16 protein-coding genes and 1 pseudogene are annotated in these 15,507 nt (G+C 70.7%); 8 read left to right on the forward strand and 9 right to left on the reverse strand.

The window, feature by feature from the left end; all coding sequences use genetic code 11:
* Nucleotides 1–68: 68 nt before the first annotated feature.
* The gene (locus tag OG978_RS06775) at nucleotides 69–695 is read right to left on the reverse strand and encodes a YigZ family protein (RefSeq protein WP_326764317.1); all 627 of its coding nucleotides are present in this window, start codon (nucleotides 693–695) and stop codon (nucleotides 69–71) included.
* A gap of 58 nt (nucleotides 696–753) precedes the next feature.
* Here OG978_RS06775 and OG978_RS06780 point away from each other — a divergent pair, with 58 nt between their 5' ends.
* Complete coding sequence (locus tag OG978_RS06780) at nucleotides 754–1,164, forward strand: CoA-binding protein (protein WP_326764318.1); 411 nt, start codon at nucleotides 754–756, stop codon at nucleotides 1,162–1,164.
* A gap of 71 nt (nucleotides 1,165–1,235) precedes the next feature.
* On the forward strand, nucleotides 1,236–2,084 hold the full coding sequence (locus OG978_RS06785) for an aminoglycoside N(3)-acetyltransferase (RefSeq protein ID WP_442817663.1): 849 nt from the start codon (nucleotides 1,236–1,238) through the stop codon (nucleotides 2,082–2,084).
* 32 nt (nucleotides 2,085–2,116) lie between these two features.
* Here the strand turns inward: OG978_RS06785 and OG978_RS06790 are convergent, their stop codons facing one another.
* Together OG978_RS06790 and OG978_RS06795 are read right to left on the reverse strand one after the other, a co-directional pair.
* Nucleotides 2,117–2,677, reverse strand: a complete 561-nt coding sequence (locus OG978_RS06790; RefSeq protein ID WP_326764319.1) for a YbaK/EbsC family protein — start codon at nucleotides 2,675–2,677, stop codon at nucleotides 2,117–2,119.
* Between the two features lie 44 nt (nucleotides 2,678–2,721).
* Complete coding sequence (locus OG978_RS06795) at nucleotides 2,722–3,294, reverse strand: helix-turn-helix domain-containing protein (RefSeq protein WP_326764320.1); 573 nt, start codon at nucleotides 3,292–3,294, stop codon at nucleotides 2,722–2,724.
* Between the two features lie 93 nt (nucleotides 3,295–3,387).
* Here OG978_RS06795 and OG978_RS06800 point away from each other — a divergent pair.
* Nucleotides 3,388–4,254 (forward strand): annotated as a pseudogene (locus OG978_RS06800) (EamA family transporter).
* A gap of 19 nt (nucleotides 4,255–4,273) precedes the next feature.
* Here OG978_RS06800 and OG978_RS06805 read toward each other — a convergent pair.
* A complete protein-coding gene (locus OG978_RS06805; protein ID WP_326764321.1) occupies nucleotides 4,274–5,029 on the reverse strand; it encodes an acyltransferase in 756 nt (251 codons plus the stop codon).
* 190 nt (nucleotides 5,030–5,219) lie between these two features.
* Here OG978_RS06805 and OG978_RS06810 point away from each other — a divergent pair, with 190 nt between their 5' ends.
* Nucleotides 5,220–5,750: a gamma carbonic anhydrase family protein gene (locus OG978_RS06810; RefSeq protein WP_326764322.1), complete on the forward strand. Its 531-nt coding sequence runs from the start codon at nucleotides 5,220–5,222 to the stop codon at nucleotides 5,748–5,750.
* A gap of 53 nt (nucleotides 5,751–5,803) precedes the next feature.
* Here OG978_RS06810 and OG978_RS06815 read toward each other — a convergent pair whose 3' ends face one another.
* Together OG978_RS06815 and OG978_RS06820 are read right to left on the reverse strand one after the other, a co-directional pair.
* Nucleotides 5,804–6,463 carry a DedA family protein gene (locus tag OG978_RS06815; RefSeq protein WP_326764323.1) on the reverse strand — a complete coding sequence of 220 codons (660 nt, stop codon included), beginning with the start codon at nucleotides 6,461–6,463 and terminating at the stop codon, nucleotides 5,804–5,806.
* Between the two features lie 157 nt (nucleotides 6,464–6,620).
* The gene (locus OG978_RS06820) at nucleotides 6,621–7,058 is read right to left on the reverse strand and encodes a DUF4442 domain-containing protein (RefSeq protein ID WP_326769956.1); all 438 of its coding nucleotides are present in this window, start codon (nucleotides 7,056–7,058) and stop codon (nucleotides 6,621–6,623) included.
* Between the two features lie 153 nt (nucleotides 7,059–7,211).
* Here OG978_RS06820 and OG978_RS06825 point away from each other — a divergent pair, with 153 nt between their 5' ends.
* Nucleotides 7,212–8,282, forward strand: coding sequence for a hypothetical protein (locus OG978_RS06825; protein ID WP_326764324.1), 1,071 nt, complete (start codon nucleotides 7,212–7,214; stop codon nucleotides 8,280–8,282).
* Between the two features lie 62 nt (nucleotides 8,283–8,344).
* Nucleotides 8,345–9,643 (forward strand): MFS transporter, encoded by a 1,299-nt coding sequence (locus OG978_RS06830; RefSeq protein ID WP_326764325.1) that lies wholly within the window; start codon nucleotides 8,345–8,347, stop codon nucleotides 9,641–9,643.
* Here the strand turns inward: OG978_RS06830 and OG978_RS06835 are convergent.
* The 3 genes from OG978_RS06835 to tuf all read right to left on the reverse strand — a co-directional run bounded on the left by OG978_RS06835 (nucleotide 9,605) and on the right by tuf (nucleotide 12,568).
* Nucleotides 9,605–10,450, reverse strand: coding sequence for a spermidine synthase (locus OG978_RS06835; RefSeq protein WP_326764326.1), 846 nt, complete (start codon nucleotides 10,448–10,450; stop codon nucleotides 9,605–9,607). The genes OG978_RS06830 and OG978_RS06835 overlap by 39 nt on opposite strands.
* 22 nt (nucleotides 10,451–10,472) lie before the next feature.
* Complete coding sequence (locus OG978_RS06840) at nucleotides 10,473–11,318, reverse strand: patatin-like phospholipase family protein (RefSeq protein ID WP_326764327.1); 846 nt, start codon at nucleotides 11,316–11,318, stop codon at nucleotides 10,473–10,475.
* A 74-nt stretch (nucleotides 11,319–11,392) separates the two neighbouring features.
* On the reverse strand, nucleotides 11,393–12,568 hold the full coding sequence (tuf, locus tag OG978_RS06845) for an elongation factor Tu (protein ID WP_326764328.1): 1,176 nt from the start codon (nucleotides 12,566–12,568) through the stop codon (nucleotides 11,393–11,395).
* Nucleotides 12,569–12,964: 396 nt separating this feature from the next.
* Between tuf and OG978_RS06850 the strand changes: the two genes are divergently transcribed.
* Entirely contained in the window at nucleotides 12,965–13,678 is a 714-nt protein-coding gene (locus OG978_RS06850; protein ID WP_326764329.1) for a TVP38/TMEM64 family protein, read from the forward strand.
* A gap of 211 nt (nucleotides 13,679–13,889) precedes the next feature.
* Nucleotides 13,890–14,762, forward strand: a complete 873-nt coding sequence (locus OG978_RS06855) for an undecaprenyl-diphosphate phosphatase (RefSeq protein WP_326764330.1) — start codon at nucleotides 13,890–13,892, stop codon at nucleotides 14,760–14,762.
* The last annotated feature ends 745 nt before the right edge of the window (nucleotides 14,763–15,507 follow it).

The following is a 15,507-nucleotide window of genomic DNA, read 5'->3' on the forward strand; positions in this document are numbered from 1 at the left end:
ACGTCCGGGCCTTCGCCCCGGAAGATCGGTCCGTGCGGGGAAAGTGCTGTGCGGGCGCGGGATACTGGTCAAACGTCCCCGTACGCCTCGCCGCCCAGCTCCAGCTCGGCCTCGCCCGCTGTCGCATCGGCCAGCCAGCCGCGGAAGGACTCGACGTCGGCGTCCGGCAGTCCGATCTCGATGATGACGGCTTCCGCGTAGCGGACCTCGCGCACGTTGCGGCCGGTGGCACGGAGGTCGTTCTCCAGCTTGCCCGCGCGCTGGTGGCCGACGGTGATCGTGGCGAGGCGGAACCGCTGGCGGGTGATGGTGCCGAGCTCGTCGAGGGCCTCGCCGACCACTCCCCCGTAGGCCCTGATCAGTCCTCCGGCACCGAGCTTGACGCCGCCGTAGTAGCGGGTGACGACGGCGACGACGTAGCGCATCTCACGGCGCGTCAGCATCTGCAGCATGGGTACGCCCGCGGTGCCCCCGGGTTCCCCGTCGTCGCTCGCCTTCTGCACGGAGGCGTCGGCGCCGATCACATAGGCGAAGCAGTTGTGGGTGGCGGTCGGGTGTTCCCTGCGAATGCGTGCGACGAAGTCCTGCGCCTCCTGCTCGGTGGCGGCGGGGGCGAGCGCGCAGATGAAGCGCGATCGGTTGATCTCGGTCTCGTGCACGCCCGCTCGGGCGACTGTCCGGTACTGCTCCTGCATCCGGCCACCATATGCCCCGCACGGGAATGGTCCGGGGCCGCCGTCCGTTGTGCGGATCATGTACGCAGACGAAGAGACGATCCACAGGATGCTCCGGAACAGCGGCGACACCTGGGCCGTGGTGGGCCTGTCCAACAACCGGTCGCGCGCGGCCTACGGCGTCGCCGAGGTGCTCCAGCGCTTCGGCAAGCGGGTGGTCCCGGTGCATCCCAAGGCGGAGCGGGTGCACGGCGAGGACGGCTATGCCTCGCTGGCCGAGATTCCGTTCCCGGTCGATGTGGTGGACGTCTTCGTCAACAGTGAGCAGGCGGGCGCGGTGGCCGACGAGGCGGTCGCGGCGGGCGCCAGGGCCGTCTGGTTCCAGCTGGGTGTGATCGACACGGAGGCGTACGGCCGCACGCGTGCGGCCGGGCTGGACATGGTCATGGACCGGTGCCCGGCCATCGAAATTCCCGCCCTGGGCCGCTGAAGCGCGCCTCCGTCCCTCGCCCGAATGTGCGTGGTGTCGCACCCGGTGTCCGGCTGGGAGAATGGCCCGCTGTGAGTACTACGACTGCGCCGACCGTCACCCACAGCCGAAGCAGGCTGGCCGGGCAGCTCGCCGAGCTCGGTGTGGAGCGCAACGGTGTCCTCCTGGTGCATGCGTCGATGCGCGCAGTGGGCGCGGTGAGCGGCGGGGTCCGTGCGATGGTCGGTGCGTTACGGGGCGCCCTCGGGCACGGCACACTCGTCGTCCCCGCCTTCACGCCGGAGAACTCCGATACGTCCCCGCACTACCTCGACCGGGTGCGCGGCCTCGGCGACCGGGACCGGGAGGCCGTGCGGGCGAGCATGCCGCCCTTCGACCCGGCGACGTCGGCGGCACCGTCGATGGGCCGGCTGTCGGAGGCCGTGCGGCTCGACGAAGGGGCGGCGCGCAGCGGCCACCCGCAGACGTCCTTCGCCGCGCTCGGCCCACTGGCCCGGAAGCTGATGGCGGGTCACAGCCCCGACTGTCACCTCGGCGAGGAATCGCCCTTGGCCCGGCTCTACGATCTGCGGGCCCAGGTGCTCATGCTGGGCACCGGATTCGACACCTGCACCGCGTTCCACCTCGGCGAGTACCGGGTACCCGCCCCGCCACGCCGGAGCTACCGCTGCGTGGTGACGGCCGGGGGCCGCCGCCAGTGGTGGGAGTACGAGGACGTCGCGCTGGACGACAGCGACTTCGCGGCCCTGGGCGCGGACTTCGCCCGCTCGGACAAGGCTGCGCCGGTCCGCACGGGCCCGGTGGGCTCGTCGACCAGTCGGCTCTTCCGCATCGACGACGCCGTCGACTTCGCCTCCCGCTGGCTGACATCCCACCGGTCCGGTGCACTGGTTCAGGCCCTCTGCCACTCGCCCGGCTGAGGCCCGGCCCCCGACGGGCAGCGGTCGCGGCCTCAGCTCCTGATGCCGAGCCCCTCGACGATCACCGTGCCCGGCAGCGCCGCCAGGGCCTTGCCCGGGACGATCAGCTTGCCGCGGCGGCTGCCGCTGCCGATCAGCACCCACTCCTCGTCGACAACGGCGGGATCGATCAGCAGCGGCCACGCGGCGGGGAGGCCGATGGGGGTGATGCCGCCGTACTCCATGCCGGTCTCGCCGACCGCCGTGTCCATCGGGGCGAAGGATGCCTTGCGGGCGCCCAGTTGCTTGCGGACCGCGCCGTTCACGTCGACGCGGGAGTTGGACAGGACGAGGCAGGCCGCGAGCGTCACCTCGCCGCCGCGCTTGCCCGCCACCACGACGCAGTTGGCCGACCGGTCGAGCAGTTCCGCGCCGTGGTGCTCGACGAAGACCGCCGTGTCGGCGATGTCCGGGTCCGTGTCGACATGGATGATCTGCTCGGCGGGGAAACCGCCCCAGCCTGCGGTCACGGCCGCGGCGACAGGACCGGTGAGCAGGTCGAGGCGGTCGGCCGCCGGACCGGCGTTCTCGAAGGAGCCGATGGGAGCGCGCATGCGCATCACGCTAACAGCGACCCCGGGGGCCTCGGCCGGCCGTCTCACCGTACGGGCGGGATGGAAACCGCCATGGTGACTTCGGCCGGCTCGGAGCCGTCGTTGCGGTAGGTGTGCGGGTGATGGGCCTCGAACGAGGCGGATCCGCCCTCCGGTACGGCGTACGAGGTGCCATCGACGACCAGGGTGAGCTCGCCCGCGGTGACGTGGAGCAGTTCGACGGTGCCCTCGGGGTGCGGATCGGAGGCGCTGCTGTCGCCGGGCATCAGGCGCCAGGACCAGAGTTCGAGCGGCCCTCTCGCCTCCGTACCGACGAGCAGGGTGCTGGAACTGCCCGCGTCGGTGGACCACATGCGCACCGCCTGGCTCTCGGGCACCAGTCGCACCGGTGAGCCCTGCTCGTGGTCGAGGAGCGTGGTGATGCTGACACCCAGTGCGTCGGCGAGCTTGACCGTGGTGCCGACGCTCGGGTTGGTGCGGGCCTGTTCGATCTGGATGATCATGCCGCGGCTGACCCCGGCACGGGCTGCGAGAACGTCCAGGGTGAAGCCGCGTTCCCCCCGCCAGCGCTTGAGGTTGCGTGCGAGCGACTGAGTGAGCTGATCGAGGTCAGACACATTCCGTCCAATATTTTGGATGACGGGGTCGAAAATACTGCACTACGGTGCGGTGTACCCAAGCATTCATCGCACTGTACTGCGAGGCATGCAATGCCAGCACTGTTCGCGCTGGCCACCAGCCTGCTCTGGGGACTGGCCGACTTCGGCGGTGGGCTGCTCACCCGGCGCATCCCCGCGCTCACCGTGGTCGTCGTCTCGCAGGCCGCCGCGACCGCGGTGCTGGGCGTCATCGTGATCGCGACCGGCGGCTGGAGCGAGGCGGGCCCGCAGCTGTGGTTCGCCGTCGCGACGGGCGTCGTCGGGCCGGTCGCGATGTAGAGCTTCTACAAGGCCCTGGCGCTCGGCCCGATGGGGGTTGTGTCCCCGCTCGGATCGCTGGGTGTCGCCGTGCCGGTGAGTGTCGGGCTCGTGATCGGGGAGCGGCCGGGGCTGCCGCAGTTCGCCGGGGTCGGTATCGCCGTGGTGGGCGTCGTGCCGGCGGGCGGTCCGCAGCTGCGCGGGGCGCCGGTGCAGCGCCGGGCGGTGCTGCTGACCCTGGTGGCCGCGTTCGGCTTCGGGGCGGTGATGTCCCTGATCGCGGAGGCGTCCACGACGGTGACCGGGCTGTTCCTGGCCCTCTCCGTCCAGCGCCTCACCAATATCGCGGTGGGCGGTGCGGCCCTGTACGCATCGGAGCGCCGCGGGGCACAGGCGCTGCCCGAGGAGGGCGGGGCCGCCGCGGTGCTGGTCGCGCTGCCCGCGCTGGCGCTCATCGGGCTCGCGGATGTCGCGGCCAACGGCACGAACTCGATCGCCGCACAGCACGGACCGGTGACGGTGGCCGCCGTGCTCGCCTCGCTCTGTCCGGTGGTCACCGCCCTGGCCGCGCGCGGCGTACTGAAGGAGCGGCTGCGTGGGGTGCAGGCCGCCGGGGCCGGTCTCGCCCTGGTCGGCACAGTGCTGCTCGCGACCGGATGAGGCCCGGCAGCCACCGCGGTCAGCCGGCGGACGGGCCCGGTTTCTCACCCGGTTCCGCCAGGGCCAGCAATTGCTCGGGCGTGACGCCCGTCGGGATCGGTACCGGAGCAGGGGTACGCAGCGGCGGCTGCCAGCCCTTCTCGGGGTGCCAGCTGCGTACGACACGGGCGGGGGCGCCGGCCACCACCGCGTGATCGGGCACCTCGCCCCGTACCACCGCTCCCGCGGCGACCACCACATTGCGCCCGAGCGTGGCGCCCGGGAGGATCACCGCTCCGGTGCCGATCCAGCAGCCCGGCCCGATGGCGACCGGCTCCATGCGGGGCCACTGCCGGCCCACCGGCTCGTGCGGATCGTCGTAACTGTGGTTCGTCGACGTGATGTAGACATACGGCCCGCAGTACGTGTCCGAGCCGATGGTCACCGTGGTGTCGGCGACCACATGGCTGCCGCGGCCGAGCACCACCCCGTCCCCCAGGGTCAGGATCGGATCGGGACCGAGGTCCAGGTCGGGCATGAGTCCGGCCGTCAGCGTGACCTGTTCGCCGATCACACAGTGCGAGCCGAGCTCGATCCACCGCTCCCCGAAGACCGTGCCCTGCGGAAAAGCCAGCCGGGTGCCCGCGCCGATCCGGCCGAAGCGCAGCGCGCCGGGGCGATCCGCGGTGACGGCGCCTGTCTCCTGCACCCAGCGCCAGCTGCGGTGGACGGCCCGGGACAGGGCGCGCCGCCGCCAGGCGGCAAGGGAAGAGAACGTGTTCCTGTTCGTCGGCACTCGCTCACGGTAGTCGGCGGCGCCCGACCCGATCACCGCGACGACCTGTGATGTTCACCCCACTCGGCCGCGGTCCCCCGACCGTCGCATACCGTTTCTCCGGAGCGATCGACGCGATCGAACAGCCGCGGCCGGCTGCCGAAACCGGAGAACCGCAGCTGCACGACACCTGAGCACGGAGGAACGGGCGATGGCAGAGCAGGCGTTGATCAGTGGGATGGGCGGCAAGGAGCCGGACATCGACGTGGATGCCTTCACGGCACCGACCTCGGTCGTCATCGGCGAGATCACGATGGCCGCGGGCTCCAGCGTCTGGTACCACGCCGTACTGCGCGCCGACTGCGGCCCGATCGCCATCGGGGCCGACAGCAACATCCAGGACAACTGCAGCGTCCATGTCGACCCCGGGTTCCCCGTCACGGTCGGCGAGCGCGTCTCGGTCGGGCACAACGCCGTGCTCCACGGCTGCACCATCGAGGACGATGTCCTCGTCGGCATGGGCGCCACGGTCCTCAACGGCGCCCGTATCGGGGCCGGTTCGCTGATCGCGGCGCAGGCGCTGGTCCCGCAGGGGATGCAGGTGCCTCCGGGCTCGCTGGTCGCCGGTGTCCCCGCCAAGGTCAAGCGGCAGCTGACCGAGGAGGAGCTGGAAGGCATCAAGTTCAACGCTGTGGGCTATGTGGAGCTCGCCAAGGCGCACCGTCAGGCCCACGAGGGCTGAGCGCGGCGGGCGGTGCGGAATCGCACCGCCCGGTCCGTACCGTCCCCGTCCGGTCAGTCCACGGCCGGTACCGTCGCCGGCCCGGGCGCGGAGGCGGCCGACGACTGCCCCGCCGCCTTCTTGGCCCGGTTCTTCACGATCAGCATCGAGGCGACGCCGATCAGCACCGCGGCCACGAGGCCGAGGTACGAGAACCGCTTGAGCCAGGCCTCGGCGACGACTCCCACCGAGTAGATGACGGCCGTGGTGCCGCCCGCCCAGACGATGCCGCCGAACACGTTGGCGATCAGGAACTTCCAGTAGGGCATGTGCAGTACGCCGGCCAGCGGACCCGCGAAGATCCTAAGCAGCGCCACGAAGCGGCCGAAGAACACCGTCCACATGCCCCACTTCTCGAACGACCGCTCCGCCATCGCGATCTGGCTCTCGCCGAAGTGCTTGGGGAACTTCCCGCCCAGCCGGACCAGTAGCGGCCGTCCGCCCTTGCGGCCGATGGCGTATCCGATCGAGTCACCGACGATCGCGCCGGCCGAGGCGCAGGCGCCGACCATCCACGGGTTGATTCCGTCATGCCCGGCGGCCAGGAGCGCCGCGCTGATCAGGACGATCTCGCCCGGCAGCGGAATACCGAGGCTCTCCAGCCCGATGACCGCGGCCACCAGGGCGTAGACGCTGATCGCGGGGATGGTCTCCAGCCATTCCTGGATGTGCAACGCCGGTTCCTCCCGTAACTGATGCCTGTTGCCCGCCGGGCAACTCCTCGGCGCACGGCGGGAAGCCTACCTGTCCCGCCAGTTGCCCGGACAGCGCGAAAAGCCGCCACGCGCCCTCTCGGGGGTGCGTGGCAGCCCTTCGCGGAACCGGCCGGGATCAGGCGTTGGGACGCAGTGTCCAGACGACCGTCATCTCACCGGTCACCGCGCCGTCCGCGCGCTGGATCTCGATGGCCACGGGGAACTCCGGCCGCTTGCCCTCGTCGAGTTCGGCGACGACATCGGCCACCGGGCGGCCGAGGGTCGCCGTCGCGGTGACGACTCCCTTGGCCAGCTTCTTGTAGCCGATCTCCGCCTTCACCGCGAGCGGCACGGCACGCGACATCTGGTCACCGAAGGCGGCGATGACGATCGCTCCGCTCGCCGATTCCGCCAGCGTGAACATCGCTCCGGCGTGCGGTCCGCCGATGTGGTTGTGGTACTCGGCCTGGTCCGGCAGGCGGACGACCGCGCGCTCGGCGGTCGTCTCCAGGAACTCGAGATTGAGGGTCCGGGCCATCGGAACCGTCGCGACGAGCATCTCGCCGACGGTCATCTGTTCAGCACTCATGGCCAGATGTTACTCATGAGTAGAACTCTTTGACCATCCCCGTCGTCCCCCGGCGCCCCTCCTTGATCACGTCCTTCACCGTCCGCACACGGGGGCGGGCGTAGCAGACCGGCCACCACCCCTCTATCGTTACTCGCCATGTGGCCAGGACAGCAGCCGCCCGGGGGCGAGCAAAACCCGCAGGACCAGAATCAGAACCCGTACCAGCAGCCGGGGTACCAGCAGCCGAATCCCTATCAGCAGCCGGGATATCAGCAGCAGGGCCAGCCCGGACAACAGCCGGGGCATCCGCAGCAGGGCCAGCAGCCCGGCTATCCGCAGCCGAACCCGTACCAGCAGCCGACCGTGCCGCAGTACGCGGTACCCGGCCCGCCCGGTAGCCCGCAGCCCGGCGACAACAACAACAACAAGAAGAAGACCACCGCCGTCGCGATCGTCGCGGCCACCGCTGTCGTCGTGGCCGCCGTGGTGACCGGTGTTGTCGTGATGAACAAGGACGACAAGGGCAAGGACGTCGCCGACGGCAAGCAGTCGTCGGCCCCCGTCAAGCCGTCCGGGTCCGCCTCCACCGAGGCGAACCCGCGCGGCGACGAGGGGGACCCCAAGCCCCTCATCCCCGGGTGGAAGGTCGTCACCAATCCCAAGTGGGGCACGCGGTTCGACGTGCCCGGCGACTGGGAGGTCGGGACGCCCGGCACGTTCTCGTACTTCGAGGACGACAAGAAGGGCGACGGCTCGCCCCTCATCGGTTTCTCCGCGCCGTCGTACTTCCAGAAGAAGTGGTGCGTGGCCGACTCCGACAAGGACGGCACCTCCGAGGACATGAGCCTCGCGAGCGCCGGCACCAGGGGCGCCCAGGGCGCCACCGACGCCGCCAAGAACGCCCACAGCGAGGCCGGCACCTGGGCGTGGGCCGCCTACGCGCAGCACATGCCGCAGAGCACCATCAAGTTCACCGACGCCAAGCAGTACACCACCAAGTCGGGGCTCACCGGCCAGGTCGTCACCGCCACCGCTCCGAATGTCACGAAGCGTAAGAAGTGCGACAGCGACGGCAAGACGATCGCCTTCACCTTCAAGAACAAGAAGGGTGAGTTCGCGTCCTGGGTCCTGTACGGAGCCGATTCCGTCAAGGACGAACTCCCGGACACGACGATCCAGCAGATCCTCAGCACGGTTCGGCTGGTGGACGTCGTCAAGTCCGACTGACCCGCTTGGCCTCTCCCGGAAAGCAGTTGGCACGGCGGGGGTGCGGCAGCGATAGTCCCCTGGTGACCGTCGCCTCCGCCCCCTCATCCCGTCCGCTGTACCCCGGCCGCAACTACCGTCTGCTGACCGCCGCCGCGATCATCACGGGCCTGGGTACCCATGGCGCGCTGATCGCGGCGGCGTTCGCCGTTCTGCAGGCGGGCGGTGACGGCGGCGACGTCGGTCTGGTGGCCGCCGCCAGAACCGCGCCCCTGGTGCTCTTCCTGCTGATCGGCGGGGCGATCGCGGACCGGTTGCCGCGCCACCGGGTGATGGTCGCGGCGAACACCCTCAACTGCCTCTCACAGGCAGCGTTCGCCTGGCTGGTCCTGGCCGGTGATCCGAAGCTGTGGCAGATGATGCTGCTCACCGCGTTGTGCGGCACCGGGCAGGCGTTCTTCAACCCGGCGGCCGAGGGCATGCTGATGTCCAGCGTCAGCCGTGAGCAGGCGAGTCGCGCCTTCGCGCTGTTCCGGATGGCCATGCAGGGCGCGACGATCGGTGGTGCGGCGCTCGGTGGTGCCATGATCGCGGCGATGGACCCGGGCTGGGTGCTGGCCATCGATGCCGTGGCCTTCGCGGTGGCGGGCGCGCTGCGCGCGTTCCTGGACGTCAGCCACATTCCCCCGCGCGCGCCGGGCGGCGGTCTGCTCGCCGATCTGCGGGACGGCTGGCAGGAGTTCGTCGGCCGCCCCTGGCTGTGGAGCATCGTGGCGCAGTTCTCTGTGGTGGTCGCCGCGGTGGGTGCGGCCGAGTCGGTGTACGGTCCGCTGGTCGCCCGGGACGAGCTCGGTGGTGCCCGCCCCTGGGGCTTCGCGCTCGCCGCGTTCGGGGCCGGCACCTTGGGCGGGGCGCTGCTGATGATGCGCTGGAAGCCCCGGCGGCTGCTGCTGGCCGGAACGCTCTGCGTCTTCCCGCTGGCGCTGCCGTCGGCGGGCCTCGCGGTGCCGTTGCCGGTGGCCTGGCTCTGCGCGGTGATGTTCGTCAGCGGCGTCGCCATCGAGGTGTTCGGGGTCTCGTGGATGACGGCCATGCATCAGGAGATCCCGGAGGAGAAGCTCTCGCGCGTCTCGGCGTACGACTGGTTCGGCTCGGTGGCGATGATGCCGGTGGCCACCGCGCTCGCCGGTCCGGTGGAGTCGCTGGTCGGGCGGAGCGAGGCCCTGTGGGGCTGTGCTGCGCTGATCGTGCTGGTCACCGGGGCCGTGCTGTTCGTACCCGAGGTACGCGGTCTGACCCGGGCCCCCGTCACCACCGAGGTGGCGAAGGCCCCGGCACCGGCCTCAGCCGATGCTGAAGGCTCCGTCGGGCGGCTCGGGTGAGGCGACCGCTTCACCGTCCCTGACCGGCCGGGCGGCTCCGGCGAGCCGGTCCAGCGCGGCACCGTACTCGACCCTGGCGGGGAAGGCGTCGGCGGCGCAGCGGCGGGTCAGCGTCGCGGTGTCGATGGGGCTCGGGGAGGCGACGAGGACGAGGTTGCCGAAGCGCCGGCCGCGCAGCACCGCTGGTTCGGCGATCAGCGCGAGTTCCTCGAAGACGGCCGCGAAGGTGGCCAGTTGGGAGCGGAGGAAGCCGAAGGGCGCACCGTCCGCGAGGTTGGCGGCGTAGATTCCGTGGTCCCGCAGCGACCGGCGGGCAGCCTGCGCGTACTCGACGGTGGTGAGGTGGGCGGGTACCCGGGAGCCGCCGAAGACATCCGCGATCAGGATGTCGAGGGAGCCGGGCGCGGTCCGTTCCAGCCGGGTGCGGGCGTCCGTGCCGTGCACGGTGATCCCGCTGCCGTCGGGGACCGGCAGCTGCTCGGCGACCAGTTCGAGGAGCCCGAGGTCGGCCTCGGCTACGTCCTGGCGGGAGCCGGGCCGGGTCGCGGCGGTGTAGCGGGGCAGGGTGAGCGCACCGCCGCCGAGATGGAGCAGGTCCAGCGGTGCGCCCGGTGCCGCCACGCAGTCGACGACATGGGCGAGCCGTCGGGCGTACTCGAACTCGAGATGGTCCGGCGCGTCGAGGTCGACGTAGGACTGCGGCGCGCCGTCGACGGTGAGCAGCCAGGCCCTGTCCCGGTCCACGTCGGGGAGAAGTCTGGCGGTGCCCTGGTCCACGTCCCGGATGACCGGTATCGAGTCGTTCACTCCCCCATTGTGGGGTGCCGGATCAGCTGCTCAGGACCGCGGCCACGGCTTCGGTGTGTGCCGCCGACTGGGCGAGCCCGGCGCGGGCTGCCGCGGCCCGGCAGTTCGGGTCGAGGGGGTTGCGGCCGAATGCCTTCTTCGCCGCGGCGTCCGGGGTGATGACCTCGACACGGGCACCGTTCGCGGCGAGCCCGGCCGCCTGCGAGCGCGGCGAGGCGATGGCCTTGTTGCCACTGGCCGACGGAGCGATGACGACGACGCGTCCGTAACCGGCGGCGAGCTGGGCGTTGGCCGTGGAGTGCACGCCGCCGTCGATCCAGCACCGACCCCCGACGCGGGCGACGGGCCACACGCCGGGGACCGCGGAACTCGCGGTGACGGCGTCGACGAGCGACACGCCGCTGTCCTTGTCGAACGTGTGGAGTTCGCCGGTCGTGGCGTCGACGGCGGTGATGCGCAGGGGACGTTCCGGCCACTCGGGCGACAGGAGACGGCTCGCGACGGCTTCGCGCCGCTGTTCCTCGGTGACACCGAGCCGGGCGTCCTGCGCGATCCTGCCCAGCTTCCGGCCGTACGCCTCGGGGGTCCGGGCGGACAGTACGGCCCCCGCGTATCGCAGCAGCGTGAGCGTGCCGAGCTTGCCGCCGGTCACACCCTGCGGATCGGCGAGCTGGATTTCGTAGAGCTCGGGAAGGCCGAGCAGTCCGGAGGCCAGCTGTGCGCCGACCACCGCTCCCGCCGAGCTGCCGATGATCAGATCCGCCGCGGAGAGGTCCACACCCGACTTCGCGAGCCCGTGCAGGATTCCGGTCTCCCAGGCGCTGCCGGTGACACCGCCGGAACCCAGTACCAGTGCTGTGTCTGTCATTCCGCCAGTCTCGCGCACGGTGCCGGGCCCGCCTCCCGTGGGGTACGGGAGGCGGGCCCTTGGTGCGTCGCGGCTCAGAGCAGTCCGGTGACGGTGCCGGCGCCGACCGTGCGGCCACCCTCCCGGATCGCGAAGCCGAGTCCGCTCTCCAGCGGGACGTCACGTCCCAGCTCGACGGTCAGGTCGACCGTGTCGCCCGGGCGCGCCACCGCCACCGCACCGAGGTCGACGTCGCCGACGACGTCCGCGGTGCGGATGTAGAACTGCGGCCGGTAGCCGGTGGTCACCGGGGTGGTCCGGCCGCCCTCCCGCGCCGACAGGATGTACACCTGCGCGGTGAAGCGACGGCTCGGTGCCACGCTGCCCGGCGCCGCGACCACATGGCCGCGGCGGACCCGGTCTCGCTCCACCCCTCGCAGCAGCAGAGCCACGTTGTCGCCGGCCTCCGCGGACTCCATCGGCTTCCCGAAGGTCTCCAGCCCGGTGACGACCGTCTCGATGTCCGGGTCCGGTCCGAGCACCGAGACCCGGTCGCCGGTACGGACGGTGCCGCGCTCCACGGCTCCGGTGACGACGGTGCCCCGGCCGGTGATGGTCAGGACGTTCTCCACCGACAACAGGAACGGCGCGTCGGTGTAGCGGACCGGCATCGGCACGTACGTGTCGACCGCGTCCAGCAGCGCCTCGACGGCCGCGGTCCAGCGCGGGTCGCCCTCCAGTGCCTTGAGGCCCGACACCCGCACGACGGGAACGGCGTCACCGCCGTAACCGTGCGCGGTGAGCAGCTCGCGGACCTCCAGCTCGACCAGGTCGGTCAGCTCGGGGTCACCCGCGTCCGCCTTGTTGAGGGCGACGACGATGTGGTCGACGCCCACCTGACGGGCGAGCAGCACGTGCTCGGCGGTCTGCGGCATGATCCCGTCGAGCGCGGAGACGACCAGGATCGCCCCGTCGAGCTGGGCGGCGCCGGTGACCATGTTCTTGATGTAGTCGGCGTGCCCCGGCATGTCGACATGCGCGTAGTGGCGGGTGTCGGTCTCGTACTCGACGTGCGCGATGTTGATGGTGATGCCGCGCTGCGTCTCCTCCGGCGCCCGGTCGATCCGCTCGAACGGGACGAACGTGCCGGTCCCGCGGTCGCTGAGGACCTTGGTGATGGCGGCGGTCAGGGTGGTCTTGCCGTGGTCGACGTGGCCCATGGTGCCGATGTTGAGGTGGGGCTTGGTGCGCACGTATGCCGTCTTGGGCATGGTTCATTCCTTGGTGCTCGAAGCTGAGAGAGAAGACCCCAGGGCCCCGCCGACCCTCCCCTTGCGGGGTCCGCCGGACTGTCGGGGGAGGGTCAGCTTCGGGCGCCGCCGATGGGCGCTGCGGCAGCGGTGAACGCTGCTGCGATGATGGGGCTCACGGCAGCCTTCGGCGCGTCCGCGACTGCGGACGGCGCTGCGGGGAAGGCGTACCGGAACATGGGTCGATCATGTCCGACGGGCATGGCCACGTCGAATGGTTTTCCGGCGGACACCGCGGTCCCGGCAAGGGAGTTCGGCCCGCGCCGGCGGCCGGGGCGGGCGACGGGCGGGCATTGGCTGCCCGCCTCCTGCCGCGCACTACGGCGATCACACACCGGCGTCGGTTACTCTCCCCGCATGCTCGACCCCGTCCCCGCCTCCCAGCCCGCCACCGGCCTCGCCGTGCGCTGCACGAGGGCGCTGCTCTCGCCCTGGTCCCGGTTCTCGCTGCTCGTGGCCGTGCTGCTGGGCGCCGCGGCGACGATGCTCCTCTTCGAACCCCAGCGGCTGCTCGCCACCGGCTGGCCCGCCCAACTCAGCGGTGGCGCCGTCGCGGTGATCCTTTTCGGTGTCGCGTACGGCGTGTGCACCGTGGCCTTCGTTCCGCGGCCGCTGCTCAATCTCGCCGCAGGCGCGCTCTTCGGTACACAGGCGGGACTGGCCGCCGCGCTGGCGGGGACGGTGCTCGGCGCGGGCGTCTCGTTCGGGCTGGGCAGGGTGCTGGGGCAGGACGCGCTCCGTACGCTGCTGCGCGGGCGGTGGCTCAGGGCGGCGGACGGCCAGTTGAGCAGGCACGGGTTCCGCTCGATGCTGGCGCTGCGGCTGTTCCCGGGCGTGCCGTTCGCGGCGGCCAACTACTGCGCGGCGGTGTCGCGCATGGGGTATCCGCCGTTCCTGGTGGCCACCGGGATCGGCTCGATTCCGAACACCGCGGCGTACGTCGTCGCGGGCAGCGAGGCGTCGTCACCGACATCGCCGGCGTTCCTGGCCGCGATGGGCTTCATCGTGCTGACGGGGCTCGGCGCGGCCGTTGTCGCCTGGCGCAAGCGCCACCGGCTGGCCGCCGAGTGAGCTGGTGCGCAGGGCGGCCGGCACGGGGGCGGTGGGCGGCCCGGGGGTACGCGTAACGCTGTTCATCTCAGGGCGATACCCTGCCCGCGACCGACCGAAGATCTCCAGGGCCCGTCATGGGCCTGTCCTCATTTGACCGCAATGCGCACACTGCCGACGGCCCTCGCTGCCGACGGCCGATGCACGATCACTCCGGGATGGCCAAAGCCCCATGAGCTGGTTCGAATCGTTCGTCCTGGGCCTCGTTCAGGGACTGACCGAGTTCCTGCCGATCTCCTCCAGCGCACATCTGCGGCTCACCGCAGCTTTCGCCGGCTGGCACGACCCGGGTGCGGCGTTCACCGCCATCACCCAGATCGGCACGGAGGCGGCAGTCCTCATCTACTTCCGCAAGGACATCGTCCGGATCGTCTCGGCCTGGTTCCGTTCGCTGACCGACCGGTCGATGCGCAGCGACCACGACGCCCAGATGGGCTGGCTGGTCATCGTGGGCTCCATCCCCATCGGCGTGCTCGGGGTGACGTTCAAGGACCAGATCGAGGGCCCGTTCCGCGATCTGCGACTGATCGCCACCACACTGATCGTGATGGGCATCGTCCTCGGCATCGCCGACCGTCTCGCCGCCCGCGACGAGGTGGGCGGGAAGCACCGGGCCGCCAAGCAGCGCAAGACGCTCAGGGAACTCGGTGTGAAGGACGGCCTGATCTTCGGCTTCTGCCAGGCGATGGCCCTGATCCCGGGTGTCTCCCGTTCCGGAGCGACCATCAGCGGCGGTCTGCTGATGGGCTACACCCGTGAGGCTGCGGCACGGTACTCCTTCCTGCTCGCGATCCCGGCGGTGCTCGCCTCGGGTGTCTTCGAGCTGAAGGACGCGGGCGAGGGACATGTGTCGTGGGGGCCGACCATCTTCGCGACCGTCATCGCGTTCGGCGTGGGGTACGCGGTCATCGCCTGGTTCATGAAGTTCATCACGACCAAGAGCTTCATGCCGTTCGTCATCTACCGCGTACTGCTCGGCGTGCTGCTGTTCGTGCTGGTGGCCGCGGGTGTGCTGAGCCCGCAGGCGGGTGAGTCCGCAGGCTAAGGGGGTCCGATGGCGTGCTTTCCAGTGCCCCATCCCTCGACTCCAGGTGGAGATTATTAGAGAGAATTAGAGGCGATTCGAGCCCGCTCGACATGATCATCTCCCACTCGTCTCCCATTCGATCTCCCACGCAACTGAACCAGGGCGAGGCCGCCACCTGGAGGGGTGGACCGCGGCCTCGCCCTGGTCAGACTTCAACGAATGGCAGTGACACGTGACACGTGCATAACCGTCATGCGTTCGAGCGAGTTTGAACAGGAATGATCGAGAGGGTCATGACCGCCCGCCCGCCGCTATAGGGGTGCGCGGCAAGCAGGCGGCCGAACAGGGGCGGGCTATCGACGCAACGCCGTGGCAGCAGCCAGCGTCACCCATCATTCAACCCGCGATCCGCATATGCCGAAAGGACATGCAGGAAATAATTCGAACTCTAGTTCCCATGTATCTGAGGCTACGGCTTCAGGACGTCTTCCCCTGACAGCACGGCCCGGCCCAGACCCCCGTGTCGAGGACATGGGCGCCGAGTCGGTCCCGGATGATGCCGACGCTGACCGCACCAGTGGTGAGGGGCCGCTGACACCAGATGCAGGCACGGCCGGCGGACTGGTCCCATGTAAGGGTGCGGGGATTCGGGAGTGGCCGGGACGCCGGTCCCTCAGCTAAGGCCGTCATGGCGTCTGCTCGATTTCCCGGACGGCGCAGGCGGCGGTGTCCGAGCAGGCCCGCGGGAACCACGAGTACGCGG

This window comes from Streptomyces sp. NBC_01591 (genome assembly GCF_035918155.1).
Lineage (GTDB): Bacteria > Actinomycetota > Actinomycetes > Streptomycetales > Streptomycetaceae > Streptomyces.